The 13,361-nt window shown below is 49.2% G+C and carries 12 protein-coding genes; 5 read left to right on the top strand and 7 right to left on the bottom strand.

Features of this window, described 5'->3' with window-relative positions:
• Nucleotides 1-8 precede the first annotated feature (8 nt).
• Nucleotides 9-1,460, bottom strand: coding sequence for a carboxyl transferase domain-containing protein (locus V3C10_10780; protein ID WVP64259.1), 1,452 nt, complete (start codon nucleotides 1,458-1,460; stop codon nucleotides 9-11).
• A gap of 361 nt (nucleotides 1,461-1,821) precedes the next feature.
• Between V3C10_10780 and V3C10_10775 the strand changes: the two genes are divergently transcribed.
• Genes V3C10_10775 through V3C10_10765 form a run of 3 tightly spaced genes read left to right on the top strand, consistent with a single transcriptional unit; the run spans nucleotide 1,822 to nucleotide 2,869 of the window.
• Nucleotides 1,822-1,998: a spore coat associated protein CotJA gene (locus tag V3C10_10775; protein ID WVP64258.1), complete on the top strand. Its 177-nt coding sequence runs from the start codon at nucleotides 1,822-1,824 to the stop codon at nucleotides 1,996-1,998.
• The gene (locus V3C10_10770) at nucleotides 1,995-2,261 is read left to right on the top strand and encodes a spore coat protein CotJB (GenBank protein WVP64257.1); all 267 of its coding nucleotides are present in this window, start codon (nucleotides 1,995-1,997) and stop codon (nucleotides 2,259-2,261) included. Before V3C10_10775 ends, V3C10_10770 begins: the two co-directional genes overlap by 4 nt.
• Entirely contained in the window at nucleotides 2,261-2,869 is a 609-nt protein-coding gene (locus V3C10_10765; GenBank protein WVP64256.1) for a manganese catalase family protein, read from the top strand. Before V3C10_10770 ends, V3C10_10765 begins: the two co-directional genes overlap by 1 nt.
• A gap of 141 nt (nucleotides 2,870-3,010) precedes the next feature.
• Here the strand turns inward: V3C10_10765 and V3C10_10760 are convergent, their stop codons facing one another.
• A complete protein-coding gene (locus V3C10_10760; GenBank protein ID WVP64255.1) occupies nucleotides 3,011-5,497 on the bottom strand; it encodes a diguanylate cyclase in 2,487 nt (828 codons plus the stop codon).
• Between the two features lie 211 nt (nucleotides 5,498-5,708).
• On the opposite strand from V3C10_10760, the gene V3C10_10755 reads away from it, so the two are divergent.
• Complete coding sequence (locus V3C10_10755) at nucleotides 5,709-6,215, top strand: MarR family transcriptional regulator (GenBank protein WVP64254.1); 507 nt, start codon at nucleotides 5,709-5,711, stop codon at nucleotides 6,213-6,215.
• 48 nt (nucleotides 6,216-6,263) lie between these two features.
• Here the strand turns inward: V3C10_10755 and V3C10_10750 are convergent, their stop codons facing one another.
• The 5 genes from V3C10_10750 to V3C10_10730 all read right to left on the bottom strand — a co-directional run bounded on the left by V3C10_10750 (nucleotide 6,264) and on the right by V3C10_10730 (nucleotide 12,162).
• The gene (locus tag V3C10_10750; protein WVP64253.1) at nucleotides 6,264-7,412 is read right to left on the bottom strand and encodes an AAA family ATPase; all 1,149 of its coding nucleotides are present in this window, start codon (nucleotides 7,410-7,412) and stop codon (nucleotides 6,264-6,266) included.
• Nucleotides 7,409-8,215, bottom strand: a complete 807-nt coding sequence (locus V3C10_10745) for an RNA ligase family protein (protein WVP64252.1) — start codon at nucleotides 8,213-8,215, stop codon at nucleotides 7,409-7,411. Before V3C10_10745 ends, V3C10_10750 begins: the two co-directional genes overlap by 4 nt.
• 304 nt (nucleotides 8,216-8,519) lie before the next feature.
• On the bottom strand, nucleotides 8,520-10,310 hold the full coding sequence (locus V3C10_10740; protein ID WVP64251.1) for a GH25 family lysozyme: 1,791 nt from the start codon (nucleotides 10,308-10,310) through the stop codon (nucleotides 8,520-8,522).
• 288 nt (nucleotides 10,311-10,598) lie between these two features.
• Nucleotides 10,599-11,006 (bottom strand): MerR family transcriptional regulator, encoded by a 408-nt coding sequence (locus V3C10_10735; GenBank protein ID WVP64250.1) that lies wholly within the window; start codon nucleotides 11,004-11,006, stop codon nucleotides 10,599-10,601.
• A 115-nt stretch (nucleotides 11,007-11,121) separates the two neighbouring features.
• Nucleotides 11,122-12,162, bottom strand: a complete 1,041-nt coding sequence (locus V3C10_10730; GenBank protein WVP64249.1) for a YeiH family protein — start codon at nucleotides 12,160-12,162, stop codon at nucleotides 11,122-11,124.
• Between the two features lie 306 nt (nucleotides 12,163-12,468).
• On the opposite strand from V3C10_10730, the gene V3C10_10725 reads away from it, so the two are divergent.
• The gene (locus V3C10_10725; protein WVP64248.1) at nucleotides 12,469-13,359 is read left to right on the top strand and encodes a LysR substrate-binding domain-containing protein; all 891 of its coding nucleotides are present in this window, start codon (nucleotides 12,469-12,471) and stop codon (nucleotides 13,357-13,359) included.
• Nucleotides 13,360-13,361: the final 2 nt, after the last annotated feature.

Raw genomic sequence — 13,361 nt, 5'->3', positions numbered from 1 at the left:
CATCATAATCAGACCGTTCCATGCTTTTTCGACGGACGGTCCTCTCTCTTTGTGAATAACATCTCAAATGCGGCGATAACACGTTTTCTGGTCTCGCCTGCCTCGATAATATCGTCCACATATCCTCTTCCTGCCGCTGCCTGAGCAGAGCTCTGAAGTTTTTCATATTCGGCAGCCTTCTCACTGATGAGAGCTGCTGCATTCTCTGATTTGCCAATCTCTTCCGCGTACATAATCTTAACGGCGCTCTGGGCATCCATCATTCCGATCTTTGCCTGTGGCCATGCATAGACAATGTCTGCTCCGATGGACTTGCTGTTCATCGTCACATAAGCGCTTCCGAAAGCGTCGCCAATCACTACCGTTACCTTCGGCACATCTGCGTTTGCAAATGCATACGTAAGGCGGCCCGCCGCTTTGGCAATCTTCTTCTCCGTACATTTGCACTGTTTGTATCCTTTTACATTTACAAGTGTAAGGAGCGGGATATTAAAGGCATCACAGAAGTTTACGAATTCCGCAGCCTTCTCACAGCCTCTGGCTGAAAGCGCCGCTTCGAATTCTTCTGTCTTCTCATTCTCTTCATTATAAATCTCAGTACGGTTTGCAACACAGCCGACCGTAGATCCGTTCAGGCGGATAAAACCGGTTACCATAGAAGGATCATACTCTTTCTTCACTTCCATAAAGAAATAGCCGTCTGAAATCTCGGCAAGCGCTTTGGCCGTATCGCCGGTCCATCCCGCAAGCTCTTCGGAAACCCTGTTTAAATCGTCTTCGCACTCGTCGTAGGACATATCATCCTCGTTGTTTGCCGGAAGGATGGATACAAGCGTCCTGATCTGGGATAAGATCTCCTCCTCGCTTCCAACTGCATCAACAAGCCCTGTCTCTTCGCTCTGGAATGCCGCCGATGCCGTATCACATTTTGTGACATCGTTGCCTGCCAGTGCGTTGGGAGAATTAACAAATAATTTTCCGTTATCTGCCATGAATACAAAGTCTGCGATTGCAGAAGAAACTGCCATTCCTCCACCGCAATTTCCAAACACCGCGCAAATCTGCGGAACGACGCCGGATGCCATGGTCTGCTCCAGGTACATCTGCCCAAAACCGTCAAGTGCGTCTGTCGCCTCCTGAAGGCGAAGGCCTGAACAGTCTAAAAGCCCGATCACCGGCGCTCCCATCTTCATCGCCATTTTATAGATATTGGAAATTTTCTTTGCGTGCATTTCGCCGATGGAGCCGCCCATTACAGACGCATCCTGGCTGTACACATACACAAGATTGCCTTCGATGGTACCATATCCGGTAATCACACCATCAGCCGCAGTCTCCTGTGCCGTCATGTTGAAATTTGTGCTCCTTGCCGTGATATAAGAACCTACTTCAACAAAACTGTTATCGTCAAGCAGGGAATCAATTCTCTTGCCCGACAATGTCTGTGCAGAATTACTCATTTTGCTGTCCTCCATTTGAATTATTTCGACAACGGATACTACCTACCGTGACCCCATAAAAGTTCACTTTTTAGTAAGTCCAACTTTTGCCTAGTGCCATTGTATAATGGGTTTTGTCAAATTGCAAGTTCTTTCAGAGAGTTTTTATTCACCTTTTCTAATTTATAACAACTTTTTTTCACAAATTTTTGTTTTTCTTTTAATAACGTGCCAATTTTTCTGCAGTATGTTTTATTCCCGTTTTTTTCTTTCTCCTCACATTCTCCCTGAATTAACAATATTTTAGTAATTTATTATCCGGCCCAAAGTCCAATACTAACTAATGAACTTCATCAATTAAAACATGAAAGGAGGACTTATCATGAGCCCGGCAAACGACTATAAGGCAAAAGAATGCAACTGTCAACAGATATTGGCTATCGCTTCTGTTCCAATTCAGCCCTGGATTCAGCCAAGGGAACTTTCCCTTGCCCTGGAGCGCGGAACCATTTTTGAAAACCTGGACTTTCCATTTTATATAGGAGGTGAGCAGAAATGACCGACAGAACCACACTTTTAAAAGAAATCGACGAAGTCAGCTTCGCCGTCAACGATGTTACGCTTTATCTGGATACCCATCCGGACTGCGCGGACGCCATCTCCTTTTTTAATGAAATGGCCCCGAAACGCGCCAGTCTGATGCAGGAATTTGCAGCTAATTTTGAGCCGCTTACAATCGACTGTATCAGTAAAAACGGCGGTCTTACCGATCACTTCACCTGGCTTGACGGCCCAGCGCCCTGGGAAGGAGGTGCTCTCTAATGTGGAATTATGAAAAACGGCTTCAGTTTCCAGTCAGCATAAAAACCTGCTGTCCGAAAACGGCACAGCTTATCATCAGCCAGTTCGGCGGACCCGACGGCGAGCTGGCCGCGTCCATGCGTTATCTTTCCCAGCGTTACTCCATGCCATGTAAAAAGACGGCCGGACTGCTGACCGACATCGGTACAGAGGAGCTGGCCCATATGGAAATGATCTGCGCCATGATTTACCAGCTTACAAAAAATATGACAACCGAAGACGCCAGAACGGCCGGTTTTGATGCCTACTATGTCGACCATACCAGCGCTCTGTGGCCAACGGCGGCGGCCGGAGTGCCGTTTAATGCATGTGAATTCCAGAGCAAGGGAGACGCCATCACCGATTTAACGGAGGATCTGGCCGCCGAGCAGAAAGCCAGAACCACCTATGATAACCTGCTGCGGATTATCACGGATCCGGATGTGCGCGCTCCGCTCCAGTTCTTACGTGCCAGGGAGCTCGTCCACTTCCAGCGGTTCGGAGAAGCGCTGGAAAACTTAAAAACTACGATGGATTCCAAAAACTATTACTATTTTAACCCGGAATTCGATAAAAAATTTGTCCGCTGACAATCCAATGAATAAATAAACGGCTACAGCCTGTTGTTTCACCCGGCAGATCGAAAAAATACTCACTGAAGCCACTTCTGCAAAACAGATTCTATCTGTCCGCGCTGCGGTTCCCGTGAGTATTTTTTCGGCTTACGCCGGTTATTGCACCGTGATGTTTCCCGCTTTTACACCTTCCACAAAGACATCGGCCAGTTCCGGATCGAACTGCGCCCCTTTTTCTTCTATTATTATAGAGATTGCTTTTTCAAGAGGATAAGGTTCTTTGTAGGAACGTCTGGAAACCATCGCATCAAAGCTGTCGGCAATACAGAGGATGCGGCCCGACAGCGGAATGTCGGTTCCCGCTATCCGCCTTGGATACCCTTTTCCGTCATATCTCTCATGGTGGCAGATAACGGCCGGGATCACATAGTTCAGGGAAGGAAGATACCTGATAATGCCGATGGAACTCTCCACATGGGACTGCATCACTTTATACTCCTCATCGGTCAGGCGTCCCGGTTTGTTCAGAATGTCCTCAGGTATACCGATTTTTCCGATATCGTGGAGCAAAGCCGCCTCCCGGATTACTTCAACAAAATCGGAGTTTTTGTTCAGCAGCAGCGCCAGTCTCGTAGCATAATAGGCCACATTCTTCGAATGGTTGAAGGTATAGTGATCTTTCGTGTCAATGGCAGCGGTCAACGCAAAAATCGCAGAGGCATAGGAAGAATAAATCTCCTCTTTGCCTTTTTCTTCTATTTCAGTCTTGCCTTCCCGGTAAATCATCACGTCATTTTTTCCATGCTGTTTTACATGGTATACCGCCATCTCCGCATGAGTCAGCAGCGCTTCCGCCGTATCAGCCCCATCCGGAAAGGAACAGATACCGCAGCTTGCCGTCAGGATATTGAGTTCCAGCCCGCCGCGTCCCGTATTCACCCTGCCGAGGCCAAACATCAGTCTGCGTGCCACTCTTTCCGCTTCCTCCGCCGTTTTATCCGGCAGAATCACTGCAAATTCTTTTCCCCCGTATCTGGCCGCCTGGCTTTCTTTTCCGGCTGTTTGGGCTAAAAGCTGTGCAATGGCACGGATGGCCGTGTCTCCGCTTGACACTCCGTAGAGCTGGTTAAAGAGTTTAAAGTCGTCCAGGTTAATGAGAAGGAGAGAAAACTTCGTCTTTTTTTCCGCGCATTTCTCATCGAGTATTTCGTAAAATGCCCTTCTGTTCAGAATCCCGGTCGTCATATCGGTTCTGGCCTCAATCCTGGCTTCTTCATATAATTCGGCGTTTTTAAGGGCCATCGATGCGATTGATTCCACCGATTCCAGAAATGCAATCTCCTCATACCGGTAGTATCTAAAATCCGTTCCCACTGATTTGGTGCGGAGCGCCAGAAAACCGGCAAACCCGTCATTGCCCAGAGGCACCAGACAGCCGATTTTCTTTTCCTTTAATAACCGCCGCTCCTCTTCGCTTATCTTATAAAAGGCGTTCATTCTCTCCAGTTCCCTGACGGACATGCAGCCCGGATGATTTTGGATGTCCGTTACCAGTTTTCCGGAAAACTTCATCCCTTTCTTAACCTCTCCAGTAGAACTGTCGTAGATATGGTATCCGTCCTCTTTCAACATACAGGCGTATACGCGTTCCGTCGGCGTATTATTAAGAATGATGCGGAAAATGTATCCCAGTATTTCGGCCTCATTGAGTGACTGTGATACATCAAAACAGAATTCCCTCAATTTTTCCGCCCGCACCGTCTCGTCCCAGACAAACATCCTGTCGATTACAAATCTGGTAAACTCGTAGATAATCAGCGTCACAAGCACCGACGCCGCGCTGATCAGTAGCGTTATATTACCGGCGGCCTGCGGAAAGAACCGGAGAAGTGTCTCCTCTATGGCGTCAAACCAGTGAAAAAGTGCAAGCATGGTCAGCCCGGTGGCCAGAAGATAGCAGTTATTCCTGGACAGGAGCAGGGTCAGACGGACCAGATGTTTTTTCCGGAACACCCTGAAAATGCACAGCGCATTAAATATCCCCGACAGAATATCAAACGGAATTCCGGCAAATACCGGAACACAGATTAGCAGATGTCCCACCAGTATCCCTCCATAACCGACAAAAAGTGGGATAAGCTGTTTCTTCGTTCTCTGGTCGGCATGGCTTTCTATATACAGCCGGAGTGCATCCCCGATAACAAGGAGACAAATCAGGAAGAGAAAAACGACAGCCGGAGACATCTCATAAATAAAAATCCTGCCTCCCTCGGGCGAAAGCTGCACTGCAGGCGCCGGCACAAAGCAGCCGGTTGCGGCATTCGCTGTGCCGGCCGCCAGAAGAACAATAAGCCACAGCCATAAATGAGGCGGTTTCTCCACTCCCACCAGCACACTGACACAGTAATAAAATGAATACACTGTGAAAAGAAGGCCAAATACAGAAGCATGATACCAGAATTCATATCCAGGCCAGGACAAAAGACGCATCATTAAGGATCCTTCCGTCCAGCATGTCATTGCACAAAGTAAAATAATAAATGATTGGATTGCCCTGTTTTTCTTTGCTGCCAGCAGGGACAGCAATAAGTACAGGTAACATCCCAATGCCGTATACGGCACCCAAATCCAGTTGCCTGTCATAACAAAGCTCCTTCTTCGACAATTTTCGACCCTAGATTTTCCATTATAAATGCATTTTCCCATTTTTTCAATAAAAAGCTGGGAAATCATGGGAAATTGAATCCTGGGAAATGATAAATTGTATCTGAAAAATACATTGCAAATTTGACAAACCGGTGTCATTCATATTATACTTGCAGAAAGAGAATCAATACTGTGAGGATAAATTACAATGGATGAACGATGCAAAATTTACCATGAAATGATTGACGAGCTGGATGAATCATATCGCCTGATGCATGAATATGATTCGATGATTCACGATTACGGAACGGCCGTACTCTATCAGGCGGAATCCAAGATCATTCATCTTGTCGGTGAAAAGCCGGGAGTGACGGCCGTTGAACTGTCTGCGATCCTCAGGAAAACTCCCAGCGCCTGTTCCCAAATCCTGCGAAAACTCCGCCGCAAAGGCTGGATCGAACAGACGCGAAACGTCGATAACAACCGCGAGTATAACTTAAACCTCACCCCGGAAGGCTGGGCCATCTACGAGGGACATAATCAGTTTGAGCAGCGATGCTATAAGCGCACCTATCACAATCTCGGTTCCTTCAGCGATGAACAGCTCCGGACCTACGTGGAGATCCAGAAGAAACTGAACGAAACCTTTATCCAGGATGTCGAAGAGAGCCGTGAGACATCCGCCAATAAAAAAACGGAAAGCAGCCATGACTGATGCTGCTTTCCGTTTTTTTACCGCTTCGGCGGCCGCCTTTCATGAAACTCAGCCCCCAACGGAATAGATAACCCCGTAGCCTTCCGACGGCTCCACCATATCCATCTTTTCAAGCATCCGGTCAATCACCGCTTCGGGCAAGCTTCTGTCCCGCTTCTTATTTCTCCTTAAAAGCTCCTCATAAGGAGCCTCCACGTAGACCGTGATTACCCTGGCGCCATAATCCTCAAAAAAGCGGCGCAGCTTCTGCCTCGTACTCAGCACGGTATTTGTGGCATCCCACACAAAGGACTCTTTTCTGCGCAGGAATACCCTGGCCCTCTTCCGCGCCTCATCGGCCACCGCGCCGGAACCGTCCGCAGGGCTTACTCCCCACTCCTGTCTGATATCATCCAGCGAGACGACAGGAATTTCCTTTAAATTCTCACCGATATAGGTATCTTTTCCCGCGAGGGGCAGACCGGCCATCAGGAAAACAGGAAACTCCGTCTCGTCAAATAGCGGTGTGCCGCGGCCGATCCGGCTGCTCCCACCGCCAAAACCGGCATTATAATATTTAAATCTGGTGTAATCACAGGCAAATTCCGGTTTTCCTTCATAACAGTTAATTTCCTTTCCGTATTCCCGGAAGCACTCCACATTGCAGAGCAGCTCCTCTGTATCCTCACAGATCCGGCCCAGGATATCGGCCTTGGACAGCAGATAAAGAAGCGGCAGACGCACGCTCTCGGCCGCCCGGCACAGCCTGGCCTCCGCCCTGTCCCGATCCCAGAAATGAAGGGGAAGTCCATGATACCGTATCAGCCAGGCAATTTCCTCTCTCTCCCGGAAGGATGCCTCATACCGGGAGGCATATTTTTTATAAATCATCCGCCGGAATATTTTGGAACCAGTGACCGTATGTTTCGGGGAAACGAAAATACCGTTCTCAAGCTTTGTACAAACAGGTTTTCCAATATCGTGGAACAGGGCGGAGAGATAAAGAATTCCCCGCTCCTCCTCTCCCAGTCCGGCCCATTCCGGAAGTTCCGTTACAGACCGGCACACAAGCCTGGTATGCGTTTCAGCGTTCCCTTCCCCGTGGTAGGCCGGATTTTGTTCCGCCTCTTTCATTGCCTCAAGTTCCGGAAACAGGATTTTCATCCGATCATAATCGTAATCATTTTCCCCCGGCAGGTCAATCAGACGTTTCTTCATCCTTCCCGCACCTCCTCTGCAAAGAGATCGGCTCCGTCTCTCAGGCCGTTCGGAATAATCGGCCGGTCCGCCCAGTGGGTTTCAGAATCCAGGATGGTATTTAAAAAGGAACTCCTGACATATTTTAATCGGCCGGTGGTCTCATCCCCCTCCTCGATTTTAATATAGATTCCCTCCATTCGATCGCTTGCATCCGTCTGGCGGGCCGCCAGCTCAAAAGATAAATTCCTTTTTCTGCACTCTTCCCGCAGTGACGCCAGACAGTTTTCCGACTTGAATGCAGACTTTCCCAGGCGGGAAGTAAGCTCCTCCGCCCTGTCGAGACAGCCCTCAAACAGCACCGGGACCTGTTTAATAAACGGGTAGGGCAAAAGCCGTCTGCGGCGCTCTTTGGTACTGAGGAACATCTTCCTCTCCTTGTCGTAAATATCAAACTCCATAAAATAATGGGACAGCCCGTCATAGTAAACCGTATGTTTGGCGTAGAGCCACTCCCCGTACATAATATATCTGTTTCCTAAAAGGCCGTAAAGCTTTTCCTGAAAACAGCCCGCCCATGTTTTAAGAAGGGCAAACTGCCGCTCGCCATAGCCTCCGTTCAGGTAATGGCCCCGGCTCTGCAAGAGCAGTTTCCCGTTCCCGTCAAAGGAAATGCCGCAGTTAGCGCCGTCGACTTTCTCTTCCAGCACCACAAAACGTCCCCTGATCTCGGAAAACGGCACACTGTTTAAATCTTCATCCCCGGCCTGAATCCTCGATCCTTCTATGTGCCGAGTTCTTGGGTATTTTATAATATCTTCCATATGATATCATCCTCACTTTCTGAGGTGATACGGATAAGGCGGTTCCCCGGAGATGCCGGGACACTCCAACACACCATCAAAGAGGCTGCAGGGTAAAGAACTCCCCGCAGCCTCTGCACTGAGCCCCATGCCTTATGTATCACAGTTGTCGGGTAACAGCGCGGCAGAAAGGGATACGTCGTAAACCTTCCATCACTTTTACATGATGGAAGAGATACGCTTTTCCTTTTTGCTGCGATCCGTTTTACTGCGATACGATTACATGGTTCTCATTCCCTTCTGTTTGATTTATCTATCCTGGCAATCAATGTCCAGGTCCCTGTTGTGATGGTGTCTCTTCCGTCTGCTGCGCCGCCTGCTGTGTGGCAGCGTCTGCGCCTTCCGCGGCGATCTGGGTGCAGATTCCGTCGGCTCCGGCCTGATAGGAAACTCCGTTAAAATCCAGAACCGCATTCACGGCCATGGCTCCGCTCGTCTGGTCAAAATAGTATTTGGCTCCGCCAATATCCTGCCAGCCCGTCAGCATGGCTCCGCTGTCGTTCAGATAGTACCGGGCTCCGCCGATATCCTGCCAGCCCGTCAGCATGGCCCCGCTGTCATTCAAATAGTACCAGCTTCCGTTTATATTCTGCCAGCCCGTCTTCATAATGCCCGCCGCGTCCATATAATAATACTGGCCATCCACGGTCTGCCAGCCGGTTAACATCTTTCCGTCGCCGCTTAAGCAGTACCAGTTTCCGTCCGGATTCTGCCAGCCCGTCTTCATGGTTCCCGAAGGACTGAAATAGTATCTGGCTCCGTCAATATCCTGCCAGCCCGTCTTCATGGCTCCCGAGGCATCCAGATAGTACCGTTTGCCTTCCACATCCTGCCAGCCGGTCTGCATCTTTCCTTCGCCGTTCATGTAATACCAGGCTCCGTTTACTTCCGCCCAGCCGGTCTGCATCTTTCCTTCGGCTCCCATATAATAGCGGGCTCCGTCCACATCCTGCCAGCCGGCCGTCATCCTGCCCGAATTGTCGAGATAAAATCTGGCTCCGTCTATGTCTCTCCAGCCGGTCTGCATCCTGCCTTCGCCGTCCAGATAATATCTGGCTCCGCCCACATCTCTCCAGCCGGTTGCCATTGTGCCCGACGGGTCAAAGTAATACCAGGCTCCGTCCAGGTTCTGCCAGTCCACGGCCATCTTTCCGGTGGAGGCGTCCAGATAGTAGCGCCCCTCCGGGAACGTCATCCAGCCTTTGGCCGGGGTTCCGTCCGCATTCATATAATAGTGTCCCTGGCCGTCATTGATCCAGGTGGATTTCTGCATTGTATAATTCTGATAATAATAAGTATTGCCGCCGATTGTCCTCCACGTGTTGGCGGGAATGAGGCTTGCAAAATCCCTGTAGAGGAAGTTGATGTCCACATTGCCGTTGATTCCGTTGATGGAACCGGTATTGGTGGCCTGCCACATCGCCGGATTGTCATATGTATACATGACACCGTACCGCGCCACCCACATGTCATAATTGAGGGCCGACATGTCAATCTTGTTCTTAATCCAGTATTCGTTGGCATAAACCATGGGGCGGTACCCCGCCGCCTCGATCTTCCGGCAGAACGCGTTGATTACGGCGCTGACCTCGGAAGGTGACAGTGTTCCAAGCGTGTTGGTGTCCTCGGCGTCGAATACGACCGGATAGGAGATCGGATAATCTTTAATGATATTTAAAATAAAGTCGGCTTCCTGCTCGGCCATCTCCACCGATGTGGCATAGGAATAGAGATAGGCGCCTATACTGATTCCGACACTGGTGGCTCCCCTTGCATTGATACTGAAGAAAGGATCTTCTTCCCCCCTGAACCTGGTTGCAAGCATCGCAAATTTTACATCGTCCGCAGCCACCTGGTTCCAGTCCACATTCTGATTCCAGTAAGAAAGATCAATTCCTCTTGCAAGAACGCCATGGATGGGGGTTCCATCCACCATCTGGTACACATTGCCCACTCTGTCCCACTCCTTTGCATAAGCGGTGAATGGCTGTGCGCATACAGAAAGACCCAGCAGTCCTGCTATTGTATATGCAGTCAAACGTTTTCCATATTTCATAAAGTAAATACATTCCTTTCCGAAGACCTTCCATTACACCGGTGCCTTACCGCTGATATTCCCCGGATAAGGGGCAATGAAATTGATCTTCCATCCGTATTTTTAAAGAAAATCCCATTTTCTCTGTTTACGTAAAAACCCCGGAGGGCATCTGGATAATAGTTGCTCCGCCAACATTATACCAAATCCCCTCCGGGGTAAGTCAATATAGAAATTGTGAATTTTTCTGACACTTTTCTTACAATAATACCAATATGCAGCAACCGGAAGCCAAAACGCTCCCTGGTTTCAGGCGCCCTTTTTAGTCTCCAGCTCCACCGGTTTCCTCAGGTTTTCCTCCACCTGCCGAAGCCCCTGCTCATAATGTTCAATCTTGCTGTCCAGCCGTTCCAGGGATACCTTCAGATCCTCCATTCTCAAAAGGAGCTGTTCCCTCTGCTCAATGAGGATATTCCTGCGCGCCTCTGCTGTCTCCTCCCCCTGTTCAAACAGGGATACATACTCGACAAGCGCCTCAATCTGAACTCCCGCCTTTCTCATACACTTCATAAGCTGGATCCATCCAAGGGAACTCTCGTCATAATCCCTGATTCCGCTCTTTGTGCGCGGCACCGGGGGAATCAGGCCGATTCGCTCATAATAGCGGAGTGTATCGGCCGATATTTCAAACATTTTACTCACTTCTGCAATCGTCATGGCATCTCCTTTCGCCGGACTGTCCGGTACACGGCTCCCCACCCCTTTTCAGGGCAGAATTGTCATGATTATTGTATAACACAGGGATCGGGTTTGTAAAGTTTAAGTTCGCTTCCTACCAGATTCCCAGCATTCTCTGCATCACCAGACTGACTCCCGTGATTCCGACCCAGCAGCATACCCCCATGATAATCGGTTTGCCTCCCGTCCGAATCAAATCCACAATATTTGTATTCAGGCCGATTGCCGCCATCGCAAGGACAATGAAAAACTTGCTCAACTCTTTGATGGGATTAAAAATGGCCACCGGAGCTCCCATCTGCAGCGCGACCGTCGTGATAATCGACGCGCCGATAAAGTAGAGGATGAAAAAAGGAAATATCTGCTTCATGCTGACTTTCTTCCCCTCTGCCTTATCCTCTTTCTCCTCTTTTTCCGCCCTGATAAAGGCAAGCACCAGTGTAATCGGTATGATTGCCAGTGTCCTGGTCAGTTTGACCGTGACCGCCTTGTCGAGTGTGGCCGAACCCAGGTTCCACATGCTGTCCCAGGTGGCGGCCGTGGCCGTTACCGAGGAGGTGTCGTTGACCGCCGTACCGGCGAAGATACCGAAGGCATTGCCCGTCGTTGTATCAAAGCCCAGGAATTTGCCGAAAACCGGAAACAGGATGGCAGCGAGGACATTGAAGAAAAAGATAACGGATATTGCCTGGGCCACCTCCTCGTCGTTGGCATCGATGACCGGCGCCGTGGCCGCTATCGCCGAGCCTCCGCAGATGGAAGAACCGACTCCAATCAGCGTCGAGATATTGGACGGAATGTGCATTGTCTTATGTAACAGAAATGCAATCACGAGTGAAGTAGTGATTGTAGAAATAATAATTGGAAGAGACTGTCTTCCCGTTTCCAGAATTATGTGCAGGTTCAGTCCGAATCCCAGTAAGATAACGGCCCACTGCAGAATCTTCTTTGAAGTAAAGCGGATGCCTCCCGCAAAAGGTGATTTATCCCTGATAAACATGGTGATCAGCATTCCTGCAATAATCGCGATCACGGCTCCTCCGACCACAGGGAATAACTTTCCTGCAAACCAGGACGGAATCGCAACCGCCAGGCAGAGAAGCAGGCCTTTTCCATTCTCTTTCATAAACTCCATTTCATTTCCTCCTGATTCTATCTGTAATAAATTTCAGATGCTCCGGCCCCCTCTTCCACTCCCACCAATGAAAAGCGCATTCTGCACGCTTTACATTGTTAAATTTTAAAACGCTCAGGCTGAAGCATCTGTTTATTATGAAATATATGGTAACTCTCCAATTCAATAATGTAAAATTATATATATTTATGTTATAATAAATATATATTATCGTACATGTTTCATGCTCCGATTACAGGAATATAAAAAAAGCAGGGACACATTCCAAATGTGGAACGGCTCTGCTGATATCAGGAGGAATCTATTATGTTGGACTTCAGGGTCAATACGTTTCTAGCCGTATGCGAACATATGAATTATACAAAGGCCGCCGAGGCGCTTCATATTACGCAGCCGGCCGTTTCCCAGCACATTCACTATCTGGAAAGCCTGTACCACGTCAAACTCTTCCAGTACGAGGGAAAGAAAATCCATCTGACCCCTGCCGGTGAAATACTTCTCAGAACGGCGGCAGCCCTTAAAAACGATGAACAGTTTATGCTGGAGCAATTCTCCCAGCTCTCGACCCACGGGCTTGCGCTGCGGTTCGGCACGACCATGACCATTGGGGAATCCGTCATCTCCGTTCCCCTGGCCTCCTACCTGACCCGCCATCCGGAGGTCAGCCTGAGCATGATCATCTCCAACACGGATGATCTTTTAAAGAGGCTCCATGCAGGAAATATCCACTTTGCCCTGGTGGAGGGCAATTACGATACGGCCGAATACGATTCCCTGATTTACCGAACCGAACCGTTCATTCCCATCTGCTCTTCCCGCCATGTCTTTTCAAAGGAGCCGTGCTGCCTCCGGGATCTGCTGGACGAACACCTGTTACTCAGAGAAAGCGGTTCCGGTACCAGGGATATTCTGGAAAAGCACCTGGATATGAAGAATATCCGCATCACTGATTTTGCCCATATCACCGAGATAGGCAACATTCATGTCATCCTGGAACTGCTGAAGGCGGATTTGGGAATCTCCTTCCTCTATCAGGCCGCGGCCTTACAGGGAATCGAAGACGGTATGCTCCGCCCTCTGAACCTGAGGGATTTCCAGTTGGAGCATGACTTTACGTTTATCTGGAACAAGGGGAGTGTTTTCTCCGATATTTATAGGAAAGTATATGAAGAGATGCGGCCTGTGAACAGTAACTAAAA

Origin of the sequence: [Clostridium] symbiosum (assembly GCA_036419695.1) — a bacterium.
Taxonomy (GTDB): domain Bacteria; phylum Bacillota; class Clostridia; order Lachnospirales; family Lachnospiraceae; genus Otoolea; species Otoolea symbiosa_A.
This window is presented reverse-complemented; position numbering and strand designations above follow the sequence as displayed.

Bases quoted from the DNA above. Each gene is read 5' to 3' on its own strand.
- V3C10_10765 (WVP64256.1), top strand. From the start codon at position 2,261: ATGTGGAATTATGAAAAACGGCTTCAGTTTCCAGTCAGCATAAAAACC.
- V3C10_10735 (WVP64250.1), bottom strand. From the start codon at position 11,006: ATGACGATTGCAGAAGTGAGTAAAATGTTTGAAATATCGGCCGATACA.
- V3C10_10725 (WVP64248.1), top strand. From the start codon at position 12,469: ATGTTGGACTTCAGGGTCAATACGTTTCTAGCCGTATGCGAACATATG.
- V3C10_10780 (WVP64259.1), bottom strand. From the start codon at position 1,460: ATGAGTAATTCTGCACAGACATTGTCGGGCAAGAGAATTGATTCCCTG.
- V3C10_10755 (WVP64254.1), top strand. From the start codon at position 5,709: ATGGATGAACGATGCAAAATTTACCATGAAATGATTGACGAGCTGGAT.
- V3C10_10740 (WVP64251.1), bottom strand. From the start codon at position 10,310: ATGAAATATGGAAAACGTTTGACTGCATATACAATAGCAGGACTGCTG.
- V3C10_10750 (WVP64253.1), bottom strand. From the start codon at position 7,412: ATGAAGAAACGTCTGATTGACCTGCCGGGGGAAAATGATTACGATTAT.
- V3C10_10730 (WVP64249.1), bottom strand. From the start codon at position 12,162: ATGGAGTTTATGAAAGAGAATGGAAAAGGCCTGCTTCTCTGCCTGGCG.
- V3C10_10775 (WVP64258.1), top strand. From the start codon at position 1,822: ATGAGCCCGGCAAACGACTATAAGGCAAAAGAATGCAACTGTCAACAG.
- V3C10_10770 (WVP64257.1), top strand. From the start codon at position 1,995: ATGACCGACAGAACCACACTTTTAAAAGAAATCGACGAAGTCAGCTTC.
- V3C10_10760 (WVP64255.1), bottom strand. From the start codon at position 5,497: ATGACAGGCAACTGGATTTGGGTGCCGTATACGGCATTGGGATGTTAC.
- V3C10_10745 (WVP64252.1), bottom strand. From the start codon at position 8,215: ATGGAAGATATTATAAAATACCCAAGAACTCGGCACATAGAAGGATCG.